This window comes from Streptomyces sp. NPDC047028 (genome assembly GCF_040644095.1).
In the GTDB taxonomy this organism is placed as follows: Bacteria; Actinomycetota; Actinomycetes; order Streptomycetales; family Streptomycetaceae; genus Streptomyces.
The window spans coordinates 15,556-41,167 of sequence record NZ_JBEYVS010000001.1 but is presented as its reverse complement, the minus strand read 5'-3'; the positions used below and the strand labels follow the sequence as shown (position 1 = coordinate 41,167).

The 25,612-nt window shown below is 73.1% G+C and carries 22 protein-coding genes; 9 read left to right on the top strand and 13 right to left on the bottom strand.

All coding sequences use genetic code 11. The features are described from left to right. Positions 1–4 precede the first annotated feature (4 nt). From ABZ854_RS00205 to ABZ854_RS00195, 3 genes are all read right to left on the bottom strand, one after another. The gene (locus ABZ854_RS00205) at positions 5–709 is read right to left on the bottom strand and encodes a hypothetical protein (RefSeq protein ID WP_361202091.1); all 705 of its coding nucleotides are present in this window, start codon (positions 707–709) and stop codon (positions 5–7) included. Next, positions 699–1,016, bottom strand: coding sequence for a hypothetical protein (locus ABZ854_RS00200; RefSeq protein ID WP_361202089.1), 318 nt, complete (start codon positions 1,014–1,016; stop codon positions 699–701). The genes ABZ854_RS00205 and ABZ854_RS00200 overlap by 11 nt, the downstream gene beginning before the upstream one ends. A 161-nt stretch (positions 1,017–1,177) precedes the next feature. Next, positions 1,178–1,486: a WXG100 family type VII secretion target gene (locus ABZ854_RS00195; RefSeq protein ID WP_361202087.1), complete on the bottom strand. Its 309-nt coding sequence runs from the start codon at positions 1,484–1,486 to the stop codon at positions 1,178–1,180. A 275-nt stretch (positions 1,487–1,761) separates the two neighbouring features. Between ABZ854_RS00195 and ABZ854_RS00190 the strand changes: the two genes are divergently transcribed. After that, complete coding sequence (locus ABZ854_RS00190) at positions 1,762–6,327, top strand: FtsK/SpoIIIE domain-containing protein (RefSeq protein ID WP_361202085.1); 4,566 nt, start codon at positions 1,762–1,764, stop codon at positions 6,325–6,327. Here the strand turns inward: ABZ854_RS00190 and ABZ854_RS00185 are convergent. Further along, a complete protein-coding gene (locus tag ABZ854_RS00185; protein WP_361202083.1) occupies positions 6,314–6,466 on the bottom strand; it encodes a hypothetical protein in 153 nt (50 codons plus the stop codon). The genes ABZ854_RS00190 and ABZ854_RS00185 overlap by 14 nt on opposite strands. 28 nt (positions 6,467–6,494) lie before the next feature. Here ABZ854_RS00185 and ABZ854_RS00180 point away from each other — a divergent pair, with 28 nt between their 5' ends. Beyond that, positions 6,495–6,923 (top strand): hypothetical protein, encoded by a 429-nt coding sequence (locus ABZ854_RS00180; protein ID WP_361202081.1) that lies wholly within the window; start codon positions 6,495–6,497, stop codon positions 6,921–6,923. Between the two features lie 9 nt (positions 6,924–6,932). Here the strand turns inward: ABZ854_RS00180 and ABZ854_RS00175 are convergent, their stop codons facing one another. Both ABZ854_RS00175 and ABZ854_RS00170 read right to left on the bottom strand, forming a co-directional pair. Then, positions 6,933–8,876: a protein kinase gene (locus ABZ854_RS00175; protein ID WP_361202768.1), complete on the bottom strand. Its 1,944-nt coding sequence runs from the start codon at positions 8,874–8,876 to the stop codon at positions 6,933–6,935. A 385-nt stretch (positions 8,877–9,261) separates the two neighbouring features. Then, positions 9,262–10,110 (bottom strand): menaquinone biosynthesis protein, encoded by an 849-nt coding sequence (locus ABZ854_RS00170; RefSeq protein ID WP_361202079.1) that lies wholly within the window; start codon positions 10,108–10,110, stop codon positions 9,262–9,264. A 287-nt stretch (positions 10,111–10,397) separates the two neighbouring features. Between ABZ854_RS00170 and ABZ854_RS00165 the strand changes: the two genes are divergently transcribed. After that, positions 10,398–10,601: a cold-shock protein gene (locus ABZ854_RS00165; RefSeq protein WP_003974443.1), complete on the top strand. Its 204-nt coding sequence runs from the start codon at positions 10,398–10,400 to the stop codon at positions 10,599–10,601. A 109-nt stretch (positions 10,602–10,710) separates the two neighbouring features. On the opposite strand, the gene ABZ854_RS00160 is transcribed toward ABZ854_RS00165, so the two are convergent. Next, the gene (locus ABZ854_RS00160; RefSeq protein ID WP_361202077.1) at positions 10,711–11,277 is read right to left on the bottom strand and encodes an XRE family transcriptional regulator; all 567 of its coding nucleotides are present in this window, start codon (positions 11,275–11,277) and stop codon (positions 10,711–10,713) included. A gap of 77 nt (positions 11,278–11,354) precedes the next feature. Between ABZ854_RS00160 and ABZ854_RS00155 the strand changes: the two genes are divergently transcribed. The 4 genes from ABZ854_RS00155 to ABZ854_RS00140 all read left to right on the top strand — a co-directional run bounded on the left by ABZ854_RS00155 (position 11,355) and on the right by ABZ854_RS00140 (position 13,569). After that, a complete protein-coding gene (locus ABZ854_RS00155) occupies positions 11,355–12,101 on the top strand; it encodes an AzlC family ABC transporter permease (RefSeq protein WP_361202075.1) in 747 nt (248 codons plus the stop codon). Beyond that, complete coding sequence (locus ABZ854_RS00150; protein ID WP_361202073.1) at positions 12,098–12,412, top strand: AzlD domain-containing protein; 315 nt, start codon at positions 12,098–12,100, stop codon at positions 12,410–12,412. Before ABZ854_RS00155 ends, ABZ854_RS00150 begins: the two co-directional genes overlap by 4 nt. 90 nt (positions 12,413–12,502) lie before the next feature. Beyond that, positions 12,503–13,177 (top strand): class I SAM-dependent methyltransferase, encoded by a 675-nt coding sequence (locus ABZ854_RS00145; RefSeq protein WP_361202071.1) that lies wholly within the window; start codon positions 12,503–12,505, stop codon positions 13,175–13,177. 194 nt (positions 13,178–13,371) lie between these two features. Then, positions 13,372–13,569, top strand: coding sequence for a hypothetical protein (locus ABZ854_RS00140; protein ID WP_361202069.1), 198 nt, complete (start codon positions 13,372–13,374; stop codon positions 13,567–13,569). Between the two features lie 94 nt (positions 13,570–13,663). On the opposite strand, the gene ABZ854_RS00135 is transcribed toward ABZ854_RS00140, so the two are convergent. The 5 genes from ABZ854_RS00135 to ABZ854_RS00115 form a co-directional block, all read right to left on the bottom strand. Then, positions 13,664–16,684 (bottom strand): BTAD domain-containing putative transcriptional regulator, encoded by a 3,021-nt coding sequence (locus ABZ854_RS00135; RefSeq protein WP_361202067.1) that lies wholly within the window; start codon positions 16,682–16,684, stop codon positions 13,664–13,666. A gap of 279 nt (positions 16,685–16,963) precedes the next feature. Further along, positions 16,964–17,758 (bottom strand): BTAD domain-containing putative transcriptional regulator, encoded by a 795-nt coding sequence (locus ABZ854_RS00130; RefSeq protein ID WP_361202065.1) that lies wholly within the window; start codon positions 17,756–17,758, stop codon positions 16,964–16,966. Positions 17,759–18,080: 322 nt separating this feature from the next. Further along, positions 18,081–18,902 carry a hypothetical protein gene (locus tag ABZ854_RS00125; protein ID WP_361202063.1) on the bottom strand — a complete coding sequence of 274 codons (822 nt, stop codon included), beginning with the start codon at positions 18,900–18,902 and terminating at the stop codon, positions 18,081–18,083. Between the two features lie 204 nt (positions 18,903–19,106). After that, on the bottom strand, positions 19,107–20,033 hold the full coding sequence (locus ABZ854_RS00120; protein WP_361202061.1) for a LysR family transcriptional regulator: 927 nt from the start codon (positions 20,031–20,033) through the stop codon (positions 19,107–19,109). A gap of 151 nt (positions 20,034–20,184) precedes the next feature. After that, positions 20,185–22,137: an AMP-binding protein gene (locus ABZ854_RS00115; RefSeq protein ID WP_361202059.1), complete on the bottom strand. Its 1,953-nt coding sequence runs from the start codon at positions 22,135–22,137 to the stop codon at positions 20,185–20,187. 531 nt (positions 22,138–22,668) lie between these two features. Here ABZ854_RS00115 and ABZ854_RS00110 point away from each other — a divergent pair. After that, the gene (locus ABZ854_RS00110) at positions 22,669–23,985 is read left to right on the top strand and encodes a 3-oxoacyl-ACP reductase (protein ID WP_361202057.1); all 1,317 of its coding nucleotides are present in this window, start codon (positions 22,669–22,671) and stop codon (positions 23,983–23,985) included. Further along, positions 23,985–24,845, top strand: a complete 861-nt coding sequence (locus ABZ854_RS00105) for a MaoC/PaaZ C-terminal domain-containing protein (protein WP_361202055.1) — start codon at positions 23,985–23,987, stop codon at positions 24,843–24,845. The genes ABZ854_RS00110 and ABZ854_RS00105 overlap by 1 nt, the downstream gene beginning before the upstream one ends. Before the next feature lie 108 nt (positions 24,846–24,953). On the opposite strand, the gene ABZ854_RS00100 is transcribed toward ABZ854_RS00105, so the two are convergent. Further along, positions 24,954–25,610, bottom strand: a complete 657-nt coding sequence (locus ABZ854_RS00100) for a TetR/AcrR family transcriptional regulator (RefSeq protein WP_361202053.1) — start codon at positions 25,608–25,610, stop codon at positions 24,954–24,956. Positions 25,611–25,612 lie beyond the last annotated feature (2 nt).

The window sequence follows — 25,612 nt, the reverse complement described above, 5'->3', positions numbered from 1 at the left end:
GAACTCAGCTCTCCGGGTCGAGGTCGGCGCGGTGGACGAAGCGGAAGGTGCCGGTGACCAGGTCGAAGAGCTCCAGCATCGGCTCGACCAGGGCCAACTGGGGGGTGCTGGCGCTGATCACGGCGACCTTGGGATCGTCGCCGGGGAAGGGCACGAAGGTCTGCATCATCACGGCCCGGTAGCTGCGGTTGTCGTCGGGGATCTCGATGTCCTCGATGCCTTCGGCGCGCACCGCACGGCCCGCGTCGGGCAGGTCCACCAGGTGCACCCGGCGCCAGGGGTCCGTGGGCCGGCGGCCTGGCTCGATCGGCGTCAGTACTCCGAGGAGGGTGTCGAGGCCGGTCGGAGCGGTCTCGCCCGTGGCCTCGTTCACGGCCTGGTTCACGCTGACCGTCAGGCTGGCGACCATCGGTTCGCCGTCGACGATCTCGCACATGGAACCGGAGTACACCACGTGGTCCCGCCTGGCCTCCCGGGCGACCTTCTTCAGCGTTCTGACCAGATCGGCCTGACACGAGGCGAGTTCCGGCCGCTGCTTGACGCGCGCCGCCACCGCCTCGCGGATCGAGCGGTTCACCGTGGCCGGGTGGACGTCGAACTCGTACCAGGCGCTCGGCACCTGGATGTTGATGCCGATGACGTCCCCGGGAGCCGCGCCGGCGAAGGGGTCCTCCTCCGTGACGGCCGTCACGGGAATCTCAGTGGCCACCCTTGCCCTCCTTCTCGTGCTCGCGAAGGGCGTTCCTGAGGTCGACGTCGAGTTTCGTCATCTTGTCGACGATCGCCTGGGCCATTTCCGCCACGCCGTCGAGGCCTCCGTCGATCTCCTTGCGGCCGTCCTTCCAGCCGTGCATGAAGTCTTCCATCGCGTCGTACGCCGAACTGGAGCCCAGTTCACAGTGGCCCAGCTTGCGGTCGACCTGACCCGTGTCGTCCATACGTTTCTTGATCGACCGGAGATCGCCCGCCAGGGTGTCGAGCCCGGCCAGACTCACGACGAGGTCAGCCTTGGACATGTATGCGTTCCCCCATTGGTTCGGTTTTCCCCCAAGGGTTCGGTGTGCGTCGCGAACCGGACGTCCGTCTTTCGACGGCGACCCACCGGGCCTGACCCGGACCGGCCTTCATCGGCCGGCCCGGGTCAGGCCCGTCGAGCTCGTCGGGCTCGCGTCAGCGATCAGTGCTTGGCCTGCTGAGCGAGCTGCTCGTCCAGCTGCTCGTACGCGTCCTTCGCCTTCTTCAGGAAGGAGGACAGGCCGTGGAGGCCGTGGATGGTCTTGGCGGCGCCCTTGGTGAACTCCTTGACGGAGTCGTCGTAGGCACCCGAGGCCTTCTGGGTGGTGAAGCCCTGCTCGACCAGGTTGCCGACGCGCTTCTCGATGTTCTTGATCTTGTCTTCGAGGTCGTGCATGTCCTTGATCAGGTCACCCGCGACCTTCTCCATCTCGGCATATGTAAGGTCCGCGTCCTTGCCGGACTTGCCCATGACGGATCTCCCTCCCGTACGCAGTGCCGCAGGGACCGCCCCCGTGGCTGCTCCTGCGTCGGCCGGGGGCGAGCCGCCCGGCCGTCCGCATGCGCAAAGATCCTACGGGTGTGGCCTTTGGGACCACAGGGGCCCCGTGCGTGGGGTTGGTGAATCCGGGCGGCTCCCGTTGCAAAGCGGGAAGCGGGGGCGGTTAAGGTCGGTCGCACCGAGTTGAGTGTGAGCAGTGGGTTCCGCGTGCCGGGGGCGGCCTCGGAGTCACGAGGAGGACGAACGTGCGCCTGAGTCTGACCGTCGTCGACCCGGTCGCCGGGGGCAGTGCCGATGTCGTGCTCGACGCCGATCCCGAGACCACCGTCGGGGACGTCGCCCAGGAGCTGGCCCGGCAAGTGGGGTTCGGGGGGCAGGGCGGCGCCCAGGTCATTCCCATCGGGGGCCCCAGACAGCCGGCCGGCGGCGGGCCCCTCGCCTATGTCGACGGGTACGCCCTCGACCCCGCCGCCACCGTCGTCGGGTCTCCCTTGCGGGACGGCGTCGTGGTCAGCCTGCACGACCCGGCCGGGTGCCTGCTCGGGGAACCCACGGGCGTCGTCGAGTTCCGCGTCGTCGGCGGGCCGGGCGCGGGCGCGGTGCACCGGCTCGGGGTCGGGAAGTACGACATCGGCAGCGGGGGCGCCGCTCATCTGCGCGTAGACGACGCCGAGTTGGCGGACCGCGTCGCCTCCCTCGCCATCGCCATCGACGGCACCTGCCAGGTCACCCTGCATAAGGATGACAAGAGCGTCCTGCTCGACGGGGAGGAGTTCAGCGGCGGCGCCTGGCCGCTCGGCGGGCAGCTCGCCGTCGGCAACAGTCTGCTGGAGATCGTCGCGTACAGCCCGCCCGACGCGGCCCTGAAGTGGTCCGACGACGGGATCGGGCTGGACTACAACCGGCCGCCCCGGCTGCGTCCGCCCGTGCGGCAGACCTCCTTCTCGCTGCCCAACCCGCCCGGCACCTACGAGGCCCGGCCGCTGCCCTGGCTGATGGCGGTGCTGCCGCTGGTGGGCGCCGTGGTGTCGGTGATGATGTTCGGGCGCTGGTACTACCTGATCATGGCCGTGATGAGCCCGGTGATGCTCTTCGGCAACTACTTCATGGACAAGAAGCACGGCCGGAAGTCCCACGCGAAGCAGCTGAAGGAGTACAAGGAGCACAAGGCGCGGATCGAGGAGGACGCGCGGGAGGCGCTCGTCGCCGAGCGCACGGACCGCCGCGAGAGCGTGCCGGACCCGGCCGCCGTGCTTGCCTACGGCACCGGTCCGCGCACCCGCCTGTGGGAGCGCCGGCGCACCGACCCCGACCATCTGCGGCTCAGGTTCGGCACCGGACGGCTGCCCTCCGAGGTCGAACTGGACGACCCCGAGCAGGACGACCACAAGCGCAAGGTGCGGTGGTACATCGAGGACGCCCCGGTCGCCCTGTCGCTGCGCGACCTGGGCGTGGTCGGGGTCGCCGGGCCCGGGGACTCCGCGCACGCGCTCGGGCGCTGGGCGGTCGCGCAGACCGCCGTGCTGCACAGCCCGATGGACGTGCAGTTCTACGTCCTCACCGACAACTCCGCCGACACCCGCTGGGACTGGGTGCGCTGGCTGCCGCACGCCCGCCCGGCCGGCGGCCAGGACGTCAACGTCCTCATAGGAACCGACTCCGAGACCGTCGGCGCCCGCGTCGGCGAACTCACCCAACTGCTCGACGCCCGCCTGCAGGCCCTGCAGAAGGGCGGCCGGAAGAACGCCGAGGGGCCCCTCTTCTCCGACCCCGACATCGTCGTCGTCTGGGACGGCTCACGGCGGCTGCGGTCCCTGCCGGGTGTCGTACGGCTGCTGCGCGAGGGCCCGGACGTGGCCATCCGCTCGCTCTGCCTGGACGAGGAGGAGCGGTTCCTGCCCGGCGAGTGCCAGGCCGTCGTCGTCGCCGAACCGCACCACGGTCCCACAGCCCCCTCCACCGGTGGCGGGCTGCCGCCCGTGCCCTCCCAGGCGCCCGGGGGGTTCCCCTCCTTCCAGGCCTGGCACGCCGGTTCTCCGCAGGGGCGGGAACAGGCGGCACAGGACCAGGAGTTGCGGCTGCGGGTCGAGCAGAGCGGGGCACTGACGCAGCGGAAGGTGCGGCCGGACTTCGTCTCGCCCGCCTGGTGCCTGCGGCTCGCCCGCGCGCTGTCCCCGCTGCGGGACATCAGTGGTGAGGCCGAGGACTCGGCGCTGCCCGGCGCCAGCCGCCTGCTGGACGTCCTCCAGCTGGAACCGCCGTCGCGGGACGCGATCGCCGCACGCTGGCGGACGGGCGGCCAGTCGACGATGGCGGTCATCGGCGAGTCGTACGACGGCCCGTTCGGCATCGACCTGCGCCGGGACGGCCCCCACGGGCTGATCGCCGGTACGACCGGTTCCGGCAAGTCGGAGCTGTTGCAGACCATCGTGGCCGCGCTGGCCGTGGCCAACACGCCCGAGAACATGACGTTCGTCCTCGTCGACTACAAGGGCGGCTCCGCGTTCAAGGACTGCGTCAAACTCCCGCACACCGTCGGCATGGTCACCGACCTCGACGCCCACCTCGTCGAACGCGCCCTGGAGTCGCTGGGCGCGGAGCTGAAGCGGCGCGAGCACATCCTGGCCGCCGCCGACGCCAAGGACATCGAGGACTACCAGGACCTCGTGCGGCGGGACCCCTCGCACGCGCCCGTCCCCCGGCTGCTCATCGTCATCGACGAGTTCGCCTCCATGGTCCGTGACCTGCCGGACTTCGTCACCGGACTCGTCAACATCGCCCAGCGGGGCCGCTCCCTCGGCATCCACCTGCTGCTCGCCACACAGCGGCCGAGCGGTGTCGTCTCCCCTGAGATCCGCGCCAACACCAACCTGCGCATCGCGCTGCGCGTGACCGACGCCGGGGAGTCCACCGACGTCATCGACGCGCCCGACGCCGGGCACATCGCGAAGAGCACGCCGGGCCGGGCGTACGTACGGCTCGGGCACGCCTCGCTGATCCCGTTCCAGTCGGGCCGGGTCGGCGGGCGTCGGCCGGGTGCGGCGGACCCGAAGGCGCTCGCGCCCTGGGCGGCCCCGCTGACCTGGCAGGACCTGGGGCGAGCCGCCCTCGCGAAGCCCAAGACGGAGTCCCGCGAGGACGACGAGATCACCGACCTGAAGGTGCTGGTGGACGCCGTGCGCGAGGCCAACCGGGCGCTCGCCATCCCCGCCCAGCACTCCCCGTGGCTGCCCGCGCTCGACGAGACCCTGCTCCTCGACGAGATCCCCGCCGTCACCACCCAGGGCGAGCTGCCCGCCGCCCCGTACGGCGTCGAGGACCTGCCGGCCGACCAGGACCGCCGTCCGGTCGCCGTCGACTTCGCCTCCTTCGGGCACCTCATCGTCGCCGGCGCCCCGCGCACCGGCCGCTCGCAGCTGCTGCGCACGATCGCCGGTTCGCTGGCCCGCACCAACTCATGTGCGGACGTGCACCTGTACGGCATCGACTGCGGCAACGGCGCCCTGAACGCGCTGACCCGGCTGCCGCACTGCGGTGCCGTCGTCGGCCGCAACCAGCTGGAGCGGGTCGAGCGGCTCATGAACCGGCTGTCGGGGGAGATGACCCGGCGGCAGGACCTGCTCGCCGACCAGGGGTACGCCGACATCGGTGAGCAGCGGGCCGCCGTCGCCGCCGACGAGCGGCTGCCGCACATCGTGCTGCTGCTGGACCGCTGGGAGGGCTGGCTGCCCACACTCGGCGAGCACAACCACGGTGATCTGACCGACCAGATCATGGCGATGATGCGGGAGGGCGCGAGCGTCGGCCTGCACCTGGTCCTCACCGGTGACCGGCAGCTCCTGTCGGGCCGTATCTCCTCCCTCACCGAGGACAAGTACGGCCTGCGGCTCGCCGACCGCGGCGACTTCTCCATGCTGGACATCAACGCCCGCAAGGTGCCCGAGGAGATCCCGCCGGGGCGCGCGTTCCGCAGCGAGACGGCCACCGAGACCCAGTTCGCGCTGCTGGCGGAGGACACCACCGGCCAGGGGCAGGCGGCGGCGCTGCAGGCCATCGGCGAGGCGGCCGCGGCCCGGGACGCCGACGTCCCGCGCTCCCGGCGGCCGTTCCGGGTCGACGTCCTGCCGAGCCGGATCTCCTTCGCGGACGCGTGGGCGCTGCGCGACCCGGCCGTGACGGCCTCCCCGCTGTGGGCGCTCGCGGGCGTCGGCGGCGACGACCTCACCGCGTTCGGGCCCGACTTGAGCCTGGGCGTGCCGTCGTTCGTGGTCGGCGGGCCCGCCAAGTCGGGCCGCAGCACGGTCCTGCTGGGCATGGCCCGCTCCTTCCTGGCGCAGGGCGTCCGCGTCGTCCTGGCTGCGCCGCGTCCGTCCCCGCTGCGGGAACTCGACGGCCAGGACGGGGTGCTGAAGGTGTTCACCGGCCGTGACATCGACGAGGACGAGCTGGAGGAGCTGATCGGTACGGCCTCGCCCGAGGCGCCGGTGGTCGTCCTCGTCGACGACGGTGAGGTGCTGGAGGACTGCGACGCCGAGGACGTCCTGAAGCGGGTCGTGGAGCGGGGTGCGGAGGAGGGCCTCGCGCTGGTCCTCGCCGGGGACGAGGACGAGATCTGCGGCGGCTTCTCCGGCTGGCAGGTCGACGCGAAGAAGGCCCGGCGCGGCATCCTGCTGTCCCCGCAGGAGAGCGGTTCGGGCGACCTCATCGGCACCCGCGTTACCCGCAGCATGATCGGCGGTCCGGTCACCCCGGGCCGGGGCATGCTGCACCTGGGCGACGGGGAGCTGCGTACCGTGGTCATCCCCACGTGAGCGCGAGTTCCGGGTCGGCGAGGCCCAAGCGGGGCAGGGCGGCTCCGGCGGCGCTGCGGTACCCGCGCGGGAGCCGGAAGGGGCCGGCGGGGCCGAAGAAGCGGGAGTGGGGCGGGTGCCTGTTCGTCCCGCTGCTCATGCTGGTGTTCCTGGCTCTCCTGGTGCCGATGGCACTGGCGGACATGCGCTGGGGCGACCGGGTGTGGGCCGACCTGGCTCCCGCCTGGCCCGGCGGGGCGTACGCCTTCGCCGGCACGGTCGGCGCGGTCGTACCGCTCGGACTCGCGGCCCTCATCGCACCGCTCTCCCGCATGAACTGGAAGGCGGGCAGGGTCCGTTCGCTGGGGTGGGCGACGGCGGCCCTCCCCGGGCTCGCCCTGTGCTGGCTGCTGGCCGGCGTGATCCTCAGGACGACCCGGCCCAAGCACCGCCGCGACTGGACCAGCGACTGCTTCGACAGGGGCGGTCCCTGCTGGGTCCACCAGGAGTACCCGTGGCTGTGGGCGGTGGGGCTGGCGGGGACGCTGGTGGTGGGGGCGCTGGTCGTGGTCGCGCTGGTGAGGGTTGTGGACCGCGGGGAGACGTCCGCCGGGTGACCGGGGTCGCTACCCGACCTTGGACATCCTGGCCACCGGGTTGCCCTCGGCCGAGCTGTCCGCGGTGTATTTCAGGTCGTCGCCGACCGGGGTCAGTTGGACGGTGTGGGGCGCCGGGTCGCAGCCGCTGTGGTTGGTGCCGCTGCCCACCGAGGTGGCGAGGACCTGTGTCTTCGTCACCTGCTTCAGGGTGAGGACGTCGGTGCAGACGCCGCCGAGCTGGTCGGTCTGGATCAGGCGGCCCAACTCCTCGCCCACGCCGGCCCGGTGGACGGTGATGCGGAACGTGCCGATGGGCAGGTTGCCGTCGAGGGCGGTGGCCTGGCCCTCCCAGGTGCCGAGATAGCGGGCGGGGAGCGTGGGGGCCGTGTCGCCGCTCGCACTGGGGCTGGGCGAGCTGGGCGAGCTGGGCGAGCTGGGCGAAGGCGTCGTACCGGACGTCGCGCCGTCGCTCGGTTCCGGTGTCGTACCGGTGGCCGGGGAGTGGGCGTCCGCCGGCGGTGAGGCCTGGGCGCCGCCCTCGGTGTCGTGCCCGCCACCGGCCCACGGCCGCAGCAGCGCGCCGACGCCGAGGGTCGCCACGGCCAGCGCGCCCGCGACGGCCAGGGCCACCGTGCAGCTCACCCGGCGCCCGCGCCCGCCCTCGCCACGGGCGGAGTCCGCCGCGACGCTGACGGTCAGCCGGCCGGGGGGCGCGGGAGTTGAGGGGTCCCGGGGCCCGGGTACGACGCTCGACTGCCCCTGCGTCCCGGGTCCGTGTCCGGGTCCGTGCCCGGGACCGGTTCCAGGACCGGGCCCGTGTCCGTATCCGGGATCGGTTCCAGGACCGAGGCCGTGCCCGGGGCCGGTTTCGGATCCAGCGGTGGGGAGTGCCCCTTCCGCGCCGCCCGCCGTCATCACCGGAGCCGGACCGAACACGCCGAGGCCGCTCGGCGGTGCCGCCGCCGTCCCGCCCGCCGGGACGCCGCCCGGCAGGGCCTCCGGCATCCCGTCCACCGAGGGGCTGGTGAAGCCGACGAGACCCGAGGGGGCGGTGTCGGCCGGCTCCGTCGCCCCCGCCGTCTCCAGGTTCAGCAGGCGTACGGCGCTGCGGCTGACCTGTTCCACCAGCGGACCCGGCAGCCAGCCGGAGGCGACGAGCCGGGCCGCTCCCGAGTGGGCGAGGCGGTGGGCCACCTCGCCGGGGGCCGGCCGGTCCGCCGGGTTCTTGGCCAGGCAGGCGGCGGCCACGTCCCGCAGCTCTCCGCTGAGCGCGCCGAGTTCGGGTTCCTCATGGACCACCTTGTAGAGCAGGGCGGCCGAGGAGTCGCCGGGGAAGGGGGACGCGCCGGTCGCGGCGTAGGCCAGCACCGCGCCGAGGGAGAACACGTCGGCCGCCCCGGTGACGCCCTTGCCGAGGATCTGCTCGGGCGACATGTAGCCGGGCGAGCCGATGGAGACGCCGGTGGAGGTCAGGGAGGCCGTGCCGTCGGTCGCCCGCGCGATGCCGAAATCGATGAGCAGCGGGCCGTCGAGGGTGAGCAGCACGTTGGAGGGCTTCACGTCCCGGTGGACCAGGCCCAGTTCGTGGACAGCGGCCAGCGCCTCGGCGAGGCCCGCGCCCAGGACCCGTACGGTGTGGTCCGGCAGCGGGCCGCCGTCGGTGACGGCGGCCGTCAGGGAGGGGCCGGCCGCGTAGGCGGTGGCGACCCAGGGCACGGCGGCCTCCGGGTCCGCGTCCAGGACGGGCGCGGTCCAGGCACCGCCGACCCGGCGTGCGGCGTCCACCTCGCGCCGGAACCGGGCCCGGAACTCCTCGTCGAGCGCGAAGTGCGGGTGCACGATCTTCACGGCGACCGTGCGGCCCCCCGCGCTGCGACCCAGGTAGACCCGGCCCATGCCGCCGGAGCCGAGCCGGCCGAGCAGCCGGTACGGCCCGACGGCGGCTGGTTCGTCGGCCCCGAGCGGCTGCACTGCCTCCCGCGGCTGCTTGCTGGCGTCCACCGGCGTCCACCTCTCCCCCGCACCACGGCCTGCGGCATCAGCCTAGTGACGACCACCGAGCCGGCTCCACCGAGACGCCGCAAGCGAGTCCGCCGCCGACACACCGAATCCGGCCCCGCGCGGCCTTGCCGGGGCGCGCTTGTTCGGGGACGCGGTTGTGTCGGGGCGCGGTTGTGTCGGGGCGGCCCGCGCCGCACGCCGCAAGCACCCCGCAGGCACCCCCGCGGGCAGACACGCCGGACTCGGCCGTCCCGGTTCCAGAAGTCAAACCCCGCACGAAGCCGGCTTCGCCACGACGCCGGACGCCGGAGCGACTCCGGAGCACTTCCTGGCGGGGCCGCCAGGCGGGACGCCCTCAGTGCTGGAGCAGCTCCACCTTCACGTCCGCCGGGAATCCGGTCGTGGGGCCGACCCGGCGGGCGAACTCGGCGACCGCCGCCAGCTGGGGGGCGCCGAGGCTGAAGTCGAGGGTGGTGAAGTACTGGGCGAGCGTCGGCTCGTCGAAGGCCTCCCAGCGGGCCGCCTGCTCGGCGACCTTGGCGACCTCTTCCAGGGAGAGGTTGCGGGAGGCCAGGAACGCCTCGTGCACCTGGCGGGTGATGGCCGGCTCCCGCTCGGCGTACTCGCGCCGGGCCGCCCAGATCGCGAAGACGAACGGCAGGCCCGTCCACTCCTTCCACAGGGTGCCGAGGTCGTGCACGTCGAGGCCGTAGCGCGGGCCGTCGAGCAGGTTGGCCCGCAGGGCGGCGTCGCCGATGAGGACGGCGGCCTCGGCCTCCTGCATCATCAGGCTGAGGTCGGGCGGGCAGGTGTAGTAGTCGGGCTGGACCCCGTAGCGCTCGGCCAGCAGGAGCTGGGCCAGGCGGACCGAGGTGCGGGAGGTCGAGCCGAGGGCGACACGCGCGCCGTCGAGCCGGTCGAGGGGGACCTGCGAGACGATCACGCACGACATCACCGGGCCGTCGCAGCCGACGGCGATGTCCGGGAACGCGACGAGGTCGTCGGCGTGGCGCAGGTACTCCACCAGGGTGACGGGCCCGATGTCGAGGTCGCCGCGCACGAGCTGCTCGCTGAGCTTCTCCGGGGTGTCCTTGGTCAGCTCGAAGTCGAGGAGCGTGCCGGTTCTCGCGAGCCCCCAGTAGAGGGGCAGGCAGTTCAGGAACTGGATGTGGCCGACGCGCGGCCGGGTGCGAGAATTGTCCACATCGCGAGACTAGACCCCGTGCGATAGCGTGCCGTCACCCACCCCACCGTCAAACGGGCTACCCGGACGTTCAAACATCCGGGTGAAGTGATCTTGACCTCTATTGCTTTCGGCTGCCCCCATGCTAGGCTCGCCGCAAGTTGCAGTTTGGTTTCCCTTGCAGTACAGAGCCTGCGGAGCATGTGACCGCGGGCTCTCGTCGTTTTCAGACGAATGCAGTTGTGCAGCACCGTTTCGCACGTGCAGGTTCTGGAGCAGGGCAACCCTTTTGAGCCCAAGGAGGGCTTATGGCTACCGGAACCGTTAAGTGGTTCAACGCCGAAAAGGGCTTTGGCTTCATCGCCCAGGAGGGCGGCGGCCCCGACGTCTTCGTCCACTACTCGGCGATCAACGCCCAGGGCTTCCGCTCGCTCGAGGAGAACCAGCAGGTCTCCTTCGACGTGACGCAGGGTCCGAAGGGTCCCCAGGCGGAGAACGTCACCCCCGTCTGATCACTGCCTGATCGCAGAACCTGAGAGCAGTACCCAAGGAGCCCCGCGCCTTACGGCGACGGGGCTCCTGCCTTGCCCGGAGCCGACGCCGACCGGCCGGCCGGCCGGTTCAGGCGTGCTGCATGACGAGCACGAACCGCGTTCCGGCGGCGAGGGCCTCGTACGCGTGCGGCACGTCCCCGCGGTACGACATGTAGTCCCCGGGGCCCAGCTCGGCCGTTTCCCCGCGCGGGCCGGCCTTCACCTTTCCCTCGCTGACGACGATGTGTTCGACGGTCCCCGGAATGTGCGGCTCGGAATCCCGCACGGTGCCGGGCTCCAGCCGCACGGCGTACAGATCGCGGCGCGCGCCCGGCGGGCTCGCCGAGAGCAGGGTGGCCAGATAGCTGGACTGCTCGGAGTGGACGGTGGGTCCCTCGCCGGAGCGGATGATCTGCACGGCGGGCGTGGGCGGCTCCACGAGCGCGCTGAACGGCACGCCGAGCGCCACCGCGAGCGACCAGATCGTCTCCATGCTCGGATTGCCGCTGCCAGCCTCCAGCTGGGACAGCGTGGACTTGGCGATCCCGGCGCGCTTGGCCAGCTCGGACAGGGAGAACCCGGCGCGGGTGCGCTCGCGCCTGAGGGACGCGGCGATCCACTCCAGGGGGAGCCGGGCGGGTGCGGCCTCGGACATGACCTTCGCTCCGTTCGCTGTGTCGGTACGATCGTTCGGCTTGACGGACAGGGGCAGTGCTGTCCATTGTAGAAAACATGCGTTCGCTGTACCGAACACCCCGGCCCCCGCATCGACCGCGCCCGGCGCCCGACGCCGCCACCCCCCAGGGCGCCGCGGACCGGTCCCTGATCCGCGACAGCTCCCTCGTCTGGCTGGCCGGCGGCATCGTCGGGGTGTCCTTCGGCGCCGTGGCCGTCGCCGGCGGGCTGCCGCTGTGGGTGCCGGTGGTGATGTCGGTGGTGGTGTACGCGGGCTCGGCCCAGTTCAGCGCGGTCGGCGTGCTGCTCGCCGGGGGCGGACCGCTGGCCGCCGCGGCCACCGGACTGCTGCTCAACACGCGGACGGCCGCCTTCAGCCTCGCCGTCGCCGAGATCATCGGCACCGGCCGCGCGGCCCGCTTCCTCGGCGCCCACCTCGTCACCGACGAGACCGTCGCCTTCGCCCTCGCCCAGTCCGACCCCCGTCGGCGGCGGCGGGCGTTCTGGATCTCCGGGCTCGGCCTGTTCGCCGCGTGGAACACCGGCGTGCTGATCGGTGCTCTGGCCGGGAGCGCACTCGGCGACACCGCCCGCTGGGGCCTCGACGCGGCCTTCCCGGCCGTCCTGGTGGCGCTGGTCCTGCCCGTCCTGCGCACGGACCCGACGGTACGGCGGTGCGCCCTGCCCGGCGCAGCCCTGGCCCTGGCTCTCACGCCCGCCGTGCCGGCCGGGGTGCCGGTGCTGATCGCCCTGGCGGGGCTGCTGCTGCACCGCCGGCACGGGAACGGGGAGGCCGCCGCGTGAACGCCACCGTCGCGATGATCCTGGCCCTGGCGGTGGGCACGTACGCCTTCCGCCTGGTGGGACCCCTGCTGCACGGCCGGGTGACCGTCCCGGCCCGGGTCCAGGAACTGGCCTCGGCGGGCGCGGTCGTCCTGCTGGTCGCCCTGCTGGCCACGGGCGCCCTCACCGAGGGCGGCGCCTTCGCGGGCTGGGCCCGCCCGGCCGGGGTACTGACGGCGGGGCTACTGGCCTGGCGCCGGGCACCGTTCGCGGTGGTGGTCGTGGGGGCGGCCGTAGTCACGGCGGGGCTGAGGGCGGCCGGGGTGGGCTGAGCGCGGCTGCGGTGGCACGGGGGGCGCGGGCGAACCGGGTGGGCCGACGGCCACGGCGATTGTCAGTGGCGGCCGTTACCGTCCCGGCCCATGACCGACACCACGTCCGACACCGCGTCCGAATGCCCCGACTTCCTCGCCTCCACCCGGACCTTCTACGACGCCATCGCCGAGGACTACGCCGAGCACTTCCGGGCCGTGAACGTCGGCAAGGCCCTGGAGCGCGGGCTGCTCGCCGTCTACGCCGAGCTCGTCGGAGCGGGCGGCGGCACGGTGGCCGATCTCGGCTGCGGGCCGGGACGGGTCACCGGGCACCTCGCCTCCCTCGGACTCGACGTCTTCGGGCTCGACCTCTCCGAGTCCATGCTCGGGATCGCCCGCCGCGAGAATCCCGGGCTGCGCTTCGAACAGGGCTCGATGCTGGACCTCGACGTTCCCGACGGCACGCTGGCCGGGGTCGTCTCCTGGTACTCCTCCATTCACACCCCCGATGGCCAACTCACCTCCCTGCTCGACGAGTTCCATCGGGCCCTGGCCCCCGGCGGCCACCTCCTGCTCGCCTTCCAGGCCGGCGACCGGCCCCGCCGGCTGGAGCACCCCTTCGGCCACCCCGTCTCGCTGGACTTCCGGCGCCGCGACCCCGGCCGCATGGCGGAACTCCTCACCGGCGCCGGCTTCGCCCTCGTCTCCCGCACGGTCCGCGAACCCGACCCGGACCTCGCGGAATCGGTCCCGCAGGCGTTCCTTTTCGCACGCAAGGCGTAGGCGCGGGGCGCAAGGTGTAGAACGGCACTCAAGAGCCCCGAGAGGCACTTGAAACCAGGACTACCCGATGTTTCCCGGGGGCCGGTAACCAGCGGGGACGGCATTGGGATCGGTGCCATCGAGCATCGGTCGAGGCGCCGGGGAAAGGCCCGGCGACCGGATGACGATCCGTCTCTTCCTGGGGGATTACACCTATGCGCACCATCGCACTGCGTACGAAGACGGTTCTGGCCGCGCTCACCGGCGCCGGTGTCCTGGCACTCGGCACCGCGGCGGCCGTCCCGGCGACCGGCGTGGCCGACGCACTGGTGCACATCGCCTCCGGCGGGGTTCAGGGGCACGACGCTCCGGTACTGGCGAACGGCCAGGGGCCCGGCGTCGTGGGGGGCTGACCCCTCCGCTCCGCGCACAGCACGCTCTCCAGATCAACGGCACCGACCGGGCTCACACCCCGGCCGGTGCCGTTTCCACGTGAGCCGGGCCCGGCTACAGCCGCCGCCCCGCCTCCGTCACGCCCATCGCGTCGTACAGGGCCTCGGCCGCCAGCCGGTGCCGCCGGGCCGTCGCCTCGTCGCCGAGCGCCTGCGCCGCCATCGCCATACCGAGCAGGGCTCGGGCGGTCTCGACGTGGTACCCGAGACGGGAGGCCAGCTCGTGTCCACGGCGGTACATGTCCATCGCCCGGTCAGGCGCCCCCCGGTGCAGGTGGACCGAGCCGACGGTGTTCACAACGGCCGACTGGCGCAGGGCCGTCCCTTCGGCGGACACCAACTCCAGTGCCCGCTCGGCGTGTTCCACGACCGAGTCCCCTTCACCCAGGCGCTGACAAACCCGGGCCCAGTGAGCGAGGACCAGGGCCACGTTCCCCGGTCTTCTGGACTCGTCGCACAGTTCGAGGGCCTGCGCCAGACAGGCGCGCGCACGCTCATCCTCCCCGGTGCCGAGATGAGCCAGCGCCAGCCAGGTCAGCGACCAGATCTCATTGCCGTGTTCGCCCAGCCGCCGGTTCAGTTCCGTGGCCCGTGCGGCGTGCCGGACGGCGTCGGCATAGTGGCCCGTCCAGGTCTGCACGCTGCTGAGGTTGACCAGAGCCTGCGCTTCCATCCGGTACGCGCCCAGCTCGCGGTGCAGTGTGATGCCTTTACTGAGATAGGCACGGGCCTCGGCGAAGTTGCCGATGGCCCCGTACAGCAGGCCGAGTACACCGAGGCAGAAGGCCTGGGTACGGCCCCCGTCGTCGCACGTGACCTCCAGGGCCTCGTGCGCGGTGGTGATGCCGTCCTGGAAGTCCCCGAGCCACCAGTGGGCCACGGCCAGGTTGCCCAGGCTGAGGCTGAGCAGTGCCGGGTCCCCGAGCTGGCGGCAGGCACCGACTCCGATCCTGCTGACGACGCGGAACTCCTCGTAATGCCCGCACAGATCGAGGTAGAAGAGCAGGTTGCGGGCGAGCAGTGCGGCCGACCGGTGCAGGCCCTGGGTGCCGGCCTTCGCCACCACCGCGAGGATCGTCTCGCGTTCCCGGTGGAACCAGCGTGGCGCCCGGTCGTCCCCGTCCAGCCGGGGAAGTTCGGGCGCGCCCCCCTCGGGACGCAGGTCACCGTATGGGCTGCGCCCAGGGAACAGCACGTCGCACGCCAAGTCGGTGGCCAGCGCGTAGTACGCCACCAGCCGCTCGACCGCCCCCTCCTCGTCGTCCTCGGTCTCCCGGACGCTCATCGCGTACGTCCGCACCAGGTCGTGGAAGCCGTACAGCCCGGCCTCGTGCTGTTCCATCAAGTGGGTGTCGAGGAGGTGTTCCAGGATGTCCTCGGCGTCGTGGAGGTCGGCGTCGAGGAGCGCGGCGGCGGAGTGGACGTCGATCGTGCTGCCGGGGTGCAGGCCGAGGAGGCGGAACGCGGCGCGCTGGTCGGCGTCCATCGCCTGGTACGACAGCCGCAGCGTCGCCTCGACGCTGCGTTCCCCCGCGCTCAGCTCGCGCAGCCGGCGTGTCTCGTCGGCGAGCCGGTCGACGAGGTAGCGCACGGTCCAGCGGGGCCGGTTGCGCAGCCGGGCGGTGGTGATGCGCAGGGCGAGGGGCAGGCCCCCGCAGAGCCGGGCGAGGTCGTCGACGGCGCCCGGCTCGGCCGTGGTGCGGTCGGTGCCGAGCATGCGGGTGAGCAGCGTGGTGCTGTCGTCGGCCGAGAGCAGGCCGAGGGAGAGCCATTCGGCGCCGTCCAGGTCGAGCATGCGGACGCGGCTGGTGACGAGGGCCAGGCAGTCCTCGGAGGTGGGCAGCAGGGGCCGGATCTGGGCGGCGTCGGCGGCGTTGTCGAGGAGCAGCAGCAGCTTGCGCTGGGCGGAAACGGTTCGCCACAGCGTCGTACGTCTTTCCAGGTCATCCGGTATCCGGTCGTCCGGGACGCCCACGGTGCGCAGTAGGGAGTGCAGGACGGCGCCGGGTTCCTGGGCCTTCTCGCCGGGGCTGAAGCCGCGCAGGTCGACGAAGAGCTGTCCGCCGGGGTAGTCGGCGGCGAGGAGGTGCGCGGCGTGCACGGCGAGCGCGCTCTTGCCGCTGCCGCCCATGCCGTCAACGCCGATGATCCGGGTGCTGCCGGAGGCCGGGTCGCCGCCGACGGCGAGGATGCGGGACAGTTCGTCGTCGCGGCCGGTGAAGTCCGGCAGGTCGTACGGCAGGGTTGAGGGCGGGGGCTCGGTCGGGGACGGCTCGGGGTAGGGGGCCGGGACCAGCAGGGCGGCGCGTTCGGCGACGGACTGCGGCACGCGGGGCGCCACTTCGGGGCTGTCCCGCAGGATCGCCTCGTACAGCCGGGTCAGTTCGGCGCCGGGGTCGATGCCGAGTTCCTCGACGAGCAGGGTGCGGACCCGGCCGAACTCCTCCAGCGCCTCGGCCTGCCGGCCGGCCCGGTACAGGGCGAGCATCAGACGCCCGCGCAGGGTCTCCCGCAGGGGGTGCGCGGTCACCAGTTCCCGCAAGGGGCCGACGAGTTCGGCGGACTGGCCGAGTTCGAGCTGGAGCTCGAAGTACTGCTCGGCGACCGCCATCTGCCGTTCCTCCAGGGCGGCGGAGGCGGCGGAGATCACGGAGCCGCCCGCGCCGGCCATGACCGGTCCGCGCCACAGGTCCAGGCAGGCCCGCAGGTGCCCGACCGCCTCGCCGGCGTCGGAACCGGCCACGGCCTCCCGGGCCAGGGCGGCCCGCCGGGTGAACTCGTGCAGGTCCAGCTGGTGTTCCTTGAGGACGGCGCGGTATCCGGCGCCGTCGGTGAGGATCACGTCGGCGCCGTCGGGGACGCGGGTGCGCAGGGCCGCGACGGCCTTGCGGATCTGGTGGCCGGCCGTCTGCGGCGGCTCGTCGTCCCAGGCGGCGGCCACCAGCCTGGACACCGGCACCATGCGGCCCGGCTCCAGCAGCAGGGTGACGAGCACGCGCTCCTGGGTGGGGCTGCCGAGTCGCAGCCGCCGGTCACCGTGCCAGCCCTCCAGCGAGCCGAGGATGTTGAACCGCACGACCGGACGACCGGATGCCGCCGCCGACTCCACGAACCAGTCCCCCTGCCCCCGTTGCACTGCCCAGCCCGAGATACTCGGGACAATCCTAGGTTGCACCCGAACGAGCACCGCTGGAAGGCGACTTCACGCTTCCCGCGGTGCCCGGGGTCCGTACCGAAGGCTAGGGCCTGCCGGACGGATCGTGCCGCGGACCCGGGACTCCGGTGCACACGTCCGTGCTGCTGGAGTCACCGCCGAGCTGCCGCTGCCCGATCCGCCGGACGACCCTAACCGTCTTCACGCGAGCTGGAGGAGGGTAGAACGCGCATCGCCCGCCAGCGCCGGGTCGTGGCAGAGAATGGCGCTTTCCACCTGCCGCAGGGCCGGAGATGGCTCGATTCCTAGCTCCACGTCGAGGTGCCGGCGCATGCGGCGGAACACGTCGAGGGCGTCGGCCTGCCGGCCCGAGCAGTACAGGGCGATCATCAGCTGCTCGCAGAACCGCTCCCGCAGCGGGTGGTTGGTGTGCGCCTCGGTGAGTTCGGCGAGGACGGCGGCATGATGGCCGAGGCGCAGTTCGGCGTCGAAGCGCAGCTCCATGGCCCGCATCCGGTACTCCTCGTAGCGGGCGCCGGCCAGCTCGCACAGAGGTCCGCCGGGGAAGCCGCCGAAGACGGGGCCGCGCCACAGCGCCAGCGCCGCGCCGAGCAGCCGCGCGGTGTTCGTCGCGTCGACCGGGGCGGCCGTCTCGGCCAGCCGTACGCTCCTGATGAACTCGGCGGCGTCCAGTTCCCCCTCGGCCACGGTCAGCCGGTAGCCGGAGGGGTGGATGGTCACCCGGGAGGGGGCCCGCCCCGGCTCCAGGGCGCGCAGTTTGCGGCGCAGCCGGCTGACGTGGGCCTGGAGGGCGTTGGCCTGGTTGTCGGGCATGGCGGCACCCCACATCTCCTCGACCAGGCTCTCCCCGGAGACCGGCTGCCCCTCGCTGACCAGCAGCGTCTGCACCAGGGTGCGCTGCAGATCGCCGGAGATCTCCGCCGGGCCGGACTCGGTGCGGATCTGCAGTGCCCCGAGAATCGAGAACTTCAGCATCCTGACCCCGCCTCCCGTTGACGAACCGGCGTCGTCGTCCTTCTTCCGGCGACGTACCAACGATGCCGCGACCCTCTCCCGATCCGTTCCCGATCCGTTCCCGATCACAATCCGGTCGCCGACCGCCAAGTTCGATCAGCAGCGCGCCCCAAGGGGCGCGGGGAACTGCGCGACCAGCCACAGCGGCGCTGTACTCGCCGAACGACCTGTCCGACCGAACTGAACGGCGTGAACGGCCGAGCCGAACGGCGTGCACGGCCGAGCCGAACGGCGTGCACGGCCGAGCCGAACGGCGTGCACGGCCGAGCCGACGGCCAGTCCGTCAGCAGCCGTCCTCGACCAGCAGCCCCCGCACGGACGTCGCCCGCTGCGCGGCCACCTCGGGAGAGTCCGCGTGGACGACCACATGTCCGGGCCCACCCCCCGCACCCGGCGGCGACACGTGCCGCACGTGCGGCAGCACACCGACCTCCGCGGTCTCCAGGCGCCAGGGCGCGTCCAGTACGGCGGCCGCGGCGAACCGGCGGGGCCGTGCCGTGTCGACCAGCTGCCCGGAGAGCACCTCCACGGCCGCGGCGGCCAGATCGCAGCCGCCGGCCGCCTTGACCAGGTCGGGCACGGGGTCGTCGGCGAGGCCCTCCCGGCAACCGGTGATCACCGGTCCGCGCGGGGTGAGGGCGACGCTGGTGTGCGCCGGTCCGTACTGGTAGCCGGTGAGGTCCAGCAGCGCGGTCACCACCGCACGGACCTCGGCGGCCGTGTCGTCGGTCAGGGGGGCCGGGTGGAGCAGGCCGTAGGGCGTGTGGGCGGTGATGGCGACGGCCTGGTGCATGCCGTGCACGCTCAGGGTCTCCACGGTCAGCCGCGGGTCGTCCGGCGCCGCCTCTGCGCCGCCCGGGGACAGCCGGTTGTCGCGGACCAGGCGGGCCACGGCGGCCGGGGCGGCGAGGACGCTCAGGGCGCGGGCCGGGTTGACGCACAGCCCGGCCTCGGCCGCCTCGGCGAGCGAGGCGCGCAGCGCGGGCTCGTCGTGGGCGTCGACGCGGGCGGCGCGCACCTGGACGCCGGCCCGCGCGGCCTCGCGGACGAGGCGCTGGTCGGGGTTCAGCAGGAAGATCCGGCGGACGTCGTTGTGTTCGTTCATGCCTCTGCTCGTGGGACGGAGTCGGCGAGGGTGGAAAGGCAGGCTACGAGCGGGCGTTACCGATCCGGTCCCGACCGGTTCCCCCAGGCCTGTCGCCGGCCCCCCACCGCCCGCCCCGAAGCGGCCGACGGGCGTACGGCGACAGATTCTTGTTCCGTACGGTACAGCTTTCCCGCGTCCCGGCTTCCCTTGCCCGGGGCAGTTTCACCCGGGCCAGGTGACGGGGGCCGGCCCGGTCCCGTGGGACGGGTGGTGGCGTTCGGCGACCGTGTCGGCGAAGGCCCTGGCGGGCGGGCTGAGGGCGTCCCAGCGGCGCACGGCCCAGCCGACGGGGAGGGGCCGCAGGCCGGGGAGCGGGACGAGCCGCAGCGCTCCCCGGCCGGGTACGGGCAGTCCCGGTACGGCGGGGACGACGGCCCGCCCGGCCCCCAGCTCGGCGAGCAGCAGGGCGGTGTCCCAGTCGGCGACGCTGGTGTCGTGGGAGAACGTCACGCCCGACTCGGCGCAGGCGGCGTCGAGATGGGCGGCGGACGTGGAGTTGGGCGGCAGCCGGATCAGCCGTACGCCGCTCAGCTCGGCGGCGTCGAGCCGGTCCCGGCCGGCCAGCGGGTCGTCGGCGGGGACGGCGAGCACCCAGGGCAGTTCGACGACGGCCCGCTGCTCGATGCCGCGCACGGGAGGGCCGAGGGTGATCCAGGCGAGGTCGAGGGTGCCGTCGGCGAGCGCGTCGAAGCTGCCGCGGCCCGAACTGACCGTCTGAAATTCGAGGTTGACCCGGGGGTGGCGGCGCCGGAAGGTGACCACCGCGTCGGACATGAAGTGGCGGACGGTGGTGGCGCCGGTGGCCACGCGGACGTACCCGCTGTGTCCGTCGAGGAGTTCACGCAGCCGCCGTACGGCCAGGTCGAGGCCGGAGATGCCCTCTGCGGCGGCCGCTTGGAGGATCCGGCCGGCCTGCGTGGGCACGACCCCGCGCGGCTGCCGCTCCACCAGGGCGACGCCCGTCTCCTTCTCCAGCCGCCGGACGTGCTGGCTGACGGCGGACTGGGTGCGGCCGAGGTCGCGGGCGACGGCACTGAGGCTGCCGGCCCGGCACACGGCCACGAACACACGCAGGTCGTCCAGGGTCACAACACCCAAGCTGTCCCTTGGGTCTGGCGATTAAACCCAAGGATTGACCGGGCTCAGCGCGTGTACGACGATCGTGGGCGGGCAGGCCCAGGCGGCAACCCGCTCCTCGGCCGGGAGCGGGTGCCGACCGTCCCCGCGGGCACCGGGGACATCAGTGCTTCTCGTACAGCCCAGCGACGGCGGTGGCGAAGTCCGTCATGATCTGCTCGCGCCGCAGTTTCATCGACGGGGTCAGATGCCCGGCCTCCTCGGTGAAGTCCACGGGCAGGACGGCGAAGCGGCGGATGGACTCGGGGCGGGAGACGAGCTTGTTGGCCTCGTCCACGGCGCGTTGCAGCAGGGCCGTCAACTCGGCGTCGTCGGTCAGGAGTTCCGCCGGGACGGGGTGCTTGCCGTTCATCAGGCGCCAGTGGGTGATGCCGTCGGGGTCGAGGGTGAACAGGGCGGAGACGTACGGCTTTCCGTCGCCGACCAGCATGCACTGCGAGATCAGCGGGTGCTGGCGCAGCCAGTTCTCCAGCGGCGCCGGGGCCACCGACTTGCCGCCCGCCGTGATGAGCAGCTCCTTCTTGCGGCCGGTGATGGTGAGATAGCCCTCGTCGTCGAGTTCGCCGAGGTCGCCGGTGAGCAGCCAGCCGTCCTGGGTCGCCGGGACGACACCGCCCGCCTGCGGGTCCCAGTAGCCGCGCAGCACGTGGTCGCCGGCCAGCAGGATCTCCCCGTCGGCGGCGATCCGCACCCGGGTGCCGGGCAGCGGCCAGCCGACCGTGCCGAGGCGGGGTTTGAGCGGCGGGGTGACCGTGGAGGCGCCGGTGGTCTCGGTGAGGCCGTAGCCCTCGAAGATCTCTATGCCGGCGCCGGCGTAGAACGCGGCGAGGCGCCGGCCGAGCGGGGAGCCGCCGCAGATGGCGTACCTGACCCTGCCGCCCATGGCCGCCCTGATCCGCCGGTACACGAGCGGGTCGTAGAAGGAGCGGGCGGTCCTGAGGGCGCGGCCCGGGCCGCTGCCGGCGTTGGTCTGGCGGTCCTGCAGCGCCTCGCCGTAGCGCCGGGCGACGGACGCCGCCCGGTCGAAGGTGGCTGCCCGGCCGCCGGTCTCGGCCTTGGCGCGCGCCGAGTTGTAGATCTTCTCCAGCATGTACGGGATGGTCAGCAGGCAGGTCGGCCGGAACGCGTCGAGGTCGGGCAGCAGGTCCTCGGCCTTCAGGCTGGGCGCGTGGCCGAGGCGGACCCGGGCGCGGACGCAGGCGATGGCCACCATCCGGCCGAAGACGTGCGACATCGGCAGGAAGAGCAGGACCGACGGCTCCTCGCCGCTGTCCGCCTTGAAGACCGGGTAGAGGAGTTCGATGGCGTTGTCGACCTCGGCGAAGAAGTTGCCGTGGGACAGGGCGCAGCCCTTGGGGCGGCCGGTGGTGCCCGAGGTGTAGATGAGGGTGGCGAGGGTGTCGGGTCCGAGCATGCCCCGGCGTACGGCGACCTCGGCCTCCGGGGTGCCTGCGCCGGCGTCGGCGAGGCGGTCCACATGCCCGTCGTCCATCACCCACAGGTGCTTCAGGTCGGGCAGCCGGTCGAGTTCGGGGCCGAGGGCGGCGGCCTGGGCGCGGGTCTCGGCGACCAGGGCGACGGCGCCGGAGTCGTGCAGGATCCAGCGGGTCTGGAAGACGGAGGAGGTCGGGTAGACGGGGACCGTGACCAGGCCGGCCGCCCAGGCGGCGAAGTCCAGCAGCGTCCACTCGTACGTCGTCCTGGCCATGATCGCGATCCGGTCGCCCGGGACCAGGCCCTCCGCGATCAGACCCTTGGCCACGGCGAGCACCTGGGCGGCGAAACGTTCCGCCGTCACATCGGTCCACGTGCCGTCGGGGGCCCTGCGGCTGAGGACGACCGCGTTCGGGCCTGCGGCGGCGTTGTCGAAGGGGAGGTCGGCGAGGGAGCCGTGGGTGAGCGGGGGTGCGAAGGGGGGTACGGCCGCTTCCCGTACGGCGCCGCCGAGCCGCTTGGTCTCCGGTGTGACGAGGAGGGGGCGGCCGTCGTAGTCGGTGCTGGGGACGGTGGCCGTGCCGCGGGGGAAGGAGGGGTTCGGGTACGGCGGGGTGGACACGGGCGGCTCCTCGGGGGTGCAGCGGTGATGCGCTTGCTGCATGACGTACGTGCCTCGTGCACCGAGGCGTTCACCGTGCGGTGGGCCGGGGGCCGGGAATTGGTTACCGACGGTTAGGGGTGATCGTACGGGGGCTCTGTGGGGGGCTTGTGCGAGGTCGGAGGGGTTATGGGGCCGGGGGTGGGGGGGTGTTCGGGTGGGGTTCGGGTTGGCTGGGGGTGGGTCTGTGTTCCCTGTGCCACGAGGTGCCGCCGGCTGGTCCGGCCGCCACGGGGCTCCGCGGTGGGCCTGCGGCCGGCTCGGTCGGGCAGGCGGCACCGTCCCCCACCGCACCGCCACGGGGCTCCGCCCCGGACCCCAGCCTCGCCCACCCACCACCCGACTCGCCGGGTTGAAGGGGTGAGGCACTGCGGCCGGCTCGGTTGATCGAAGGGGCACTCATCTCGACCTGCTCTCACCCGTGACATAGACTTACCGTCGGTAACCTTACTCCAGAGTAAGCACTGTGACCGAGTCCCGTGGGAGATGGACGTGGCCGACCGCTACCTGAGCTTCACCGGCACGGCCCCCGGCCGTTTCCTCACCCGACGGCTGGGTCTGCCGCAACCCTCGACCCTGACCCGCTGGACGCCCGAACAGCCGTATCCGAAGGGTGAGTTGCTGCACCTGACGGCGGGCAGGTCGGTCCTCGCCCTCTCCCCCGTCCTGGCCCGCACCGGGCTCACTCCCGGCGACCGGGGCGAACCCGCGGCCGTCGTCCTGGACGCGACCGGCGTACGGGACGTCGACACGCTCGCCGAGGTCCACGCGGCTCTCCACCCCGTCGTACGGTCCGTCGCCCCGAGCGGCCGCGTCCTGGTGCTCGGCGCCCCGCCGGACCCCGCCGACCACCACCAGGCCGCCGCCCAGCAGGCCCTGGAAGGCTTCACCCGCTCGCTCGGCAAGGAGATCGGCCGGGGCAGGACGGTCAACCTCGTACGGCTCACCGACGCGTCCGCCGCCGAGTCGACCCTGCGCTTCCTGCTCTCCCCGAAGTCGGCGTACGTCAGCGGCCAGGTCATCGAGGTCAAAGACGGCGACGGTGCGGGCAGCGCGGGCGCGCCCGTGGACTGGGAGCTGCCCCTCGCCGGGCGGACCGCCCTGGTCACCGGGGCCGCGCGCGGGATCGGCGCGGCGGTCGCCGAGACGCTGGCCCGGGGCGGCGCGAAGGTCGTCGTACTCGACGTGCCCTCGGCGGAGGGCGACGCGCGCAAGGTCGCCGAATCGCTCGGCGGCACCGCCCTCGCCCTCGACATCAGCGCGGGCGACGCGGGCGAGCGGATCGCCGCCGAACTTCCCGACGGCCTGGACGTACTGGTCCACAACGCGGGCATCACCCGGGACCGCCGGCTCGCCAACATGCCCGCCGAGCTCTGGAGTTCCGTGCTGGAGGTGAACCTCGGCAGCGTCCTGCGCACCACCGACGCCCTGCTCGCCAAGGGCGTCCTGCGGACGGGCGGGCGGATCGTGGCCACCGCGTCCATCGCCGGGCTCGCGGGCAACGCGGGCCAGACGAACTACGGCGCGAGCAAAGCCGGCATCGCCGGACTCGTCCGGTCCCTGGCGCCGCGCGCACTCGCCGAGCACGGGGTGACGGTCAACGCCGTCGCGCCCGGGTTCATCGAGACGAAGATGACCGCCGCGGTCCCGCTGTTCATCCGGGAGGCCGGGCGGCGGATGAACTCCCTCGCGCAGGGCGGCCTCCCGGCCGACGTCGCCGAGACCACCGCCTGGCTCGCCCACCCGGCCTCCGGCGCGGTCAACGGCCAGGTCGTCCGCGTCTGCGGCCAGAGCCTGCTGGGGGCGTAGTGACCGACGTCGTCCTCTCCCGCTCCCCCGCGCCGGCGCCGCTCCTCGTGCGCGGCGCCCTGCGCTCCCCCTTCAAGCGGCCCCGCCCCGACGCGGATGTCCCCGGCACCCGCCTGGTCCTGCCCGCCGTCCGCGTCGACCTGGCCCGGCTCGCCGCGTACGAGCGGGTGTGCGGCTTCCCGACCGGTGCGGACGCGCTGCCGCTCACCTATCCGCATGTGCTGGGCTTCCCGGCCGCCATGCGGCTGATGAGCGAGCGGGACTTCCCGCTGCCGCTGCTCGGCCTGGTCCACACGTCGATCGAGATCACCCGGCACCGCACCCTGCCGGCCACCGGGGAGTACGCACTCGCCGTCCACGTCGAGGGCCTGTCCGCGCACCGCCGGGGCACCGAGGCGACGGTCCGCACGGAGGCACGGGCGGACGGGGACGCCCTCTGGGACTCCCGGAGCACCTACCTCGCCCGGCACCGGACGAGCGGCTCCGCGACGTCGCGCGGGGAACGCGGGGAAGATCCGGCTGCCGGGGAGCCGTTGCCGCAGGTCGCCGAGTGGCGGCTGGGCGGGGATGTCGGGCGGCGGTACGGGGCCGCGTCCGGGGACCGCAATCCCATCCACCTCCATCCGCTCACCGCCCGCCTGTTCGGCTTCCCCCGGGCCATCGCGCACGGCATGTGGACGGTGGCCCGCTGCCTCGCCGCGCACGGGACGCCGGAGGGGGCGGTGCGGATGCGGGCCGAGTTCCGGGCGCCGGTGCTGCTGCCGGGGACGGTCGCGTACGCGGCGAAGGACGGGCGGTTCGAACTGCGCGGCGGGGAGCGGGTACACCTGACCGGGGAGGTCGTGCCGACGGACGGCTGAGCGGGCGGACGGGGTGCCGACGGATGGCTGAGCGGGCGGACGTGGTGCCGGCGGACGGCGGCTGAGCGGGTGGCCTTCCTCCCGGGTGACCCCCTCCCGGACGGAGTCCTACCCCTCGGCCTGCTGGGCCGGCGGCTGCCAGCGCCGGCCCGCCATCAGGTTGCCCAGGCCGGACCAGGCGAAGTTCATCAGCGTGGCCGCCGCCTGCCGGGCCGTGACGCCGGGTGTCGTGTTCGCCCAGGTGGCGAGGGACTCGGCGGCGCCGACCAGGGCCTCGGCGAGCCCGGCGACCTCGCGCTCGGGCAGGTCGGGGTCGCGGTGCGCCTCACGGGCGGTGATCGCGATCAGGTGGGTCACGAACGCGACGGTCTCCGCCCGCATCGCCTCGACCTCGGCCGCGAAGAGATCACCGTGCGTACGGGCCTGGAGGTGCAGCACGGACCAGCCGTCGGGATGCTCGGCGGTGTGCGCGAAGAACGCCCGCAGGCCGTCCCACAGCTGCCGGTCGGCGGGCAGGGCGGGCCGGATGGCCGAGCGGACCGCGTCCGTCAGCGCGCGGGCCTCACGCTGGATGCAGGCCGAGAAGAGGTCTTCCTTCGAGTTCAGGTACAGGTACACCAACGGCTTGGACACACCCGCCAGTTCGGCGATCTCGTCCATCGAGGCGGCCATGTAGCCCCGCCGTCCGAAGGTCCGCACGGCGGCGTCGAGCATCTGCTGCTCCCGCACCGCACGCGGCACCCGCTTGGTCTTCACGGCACCCATGG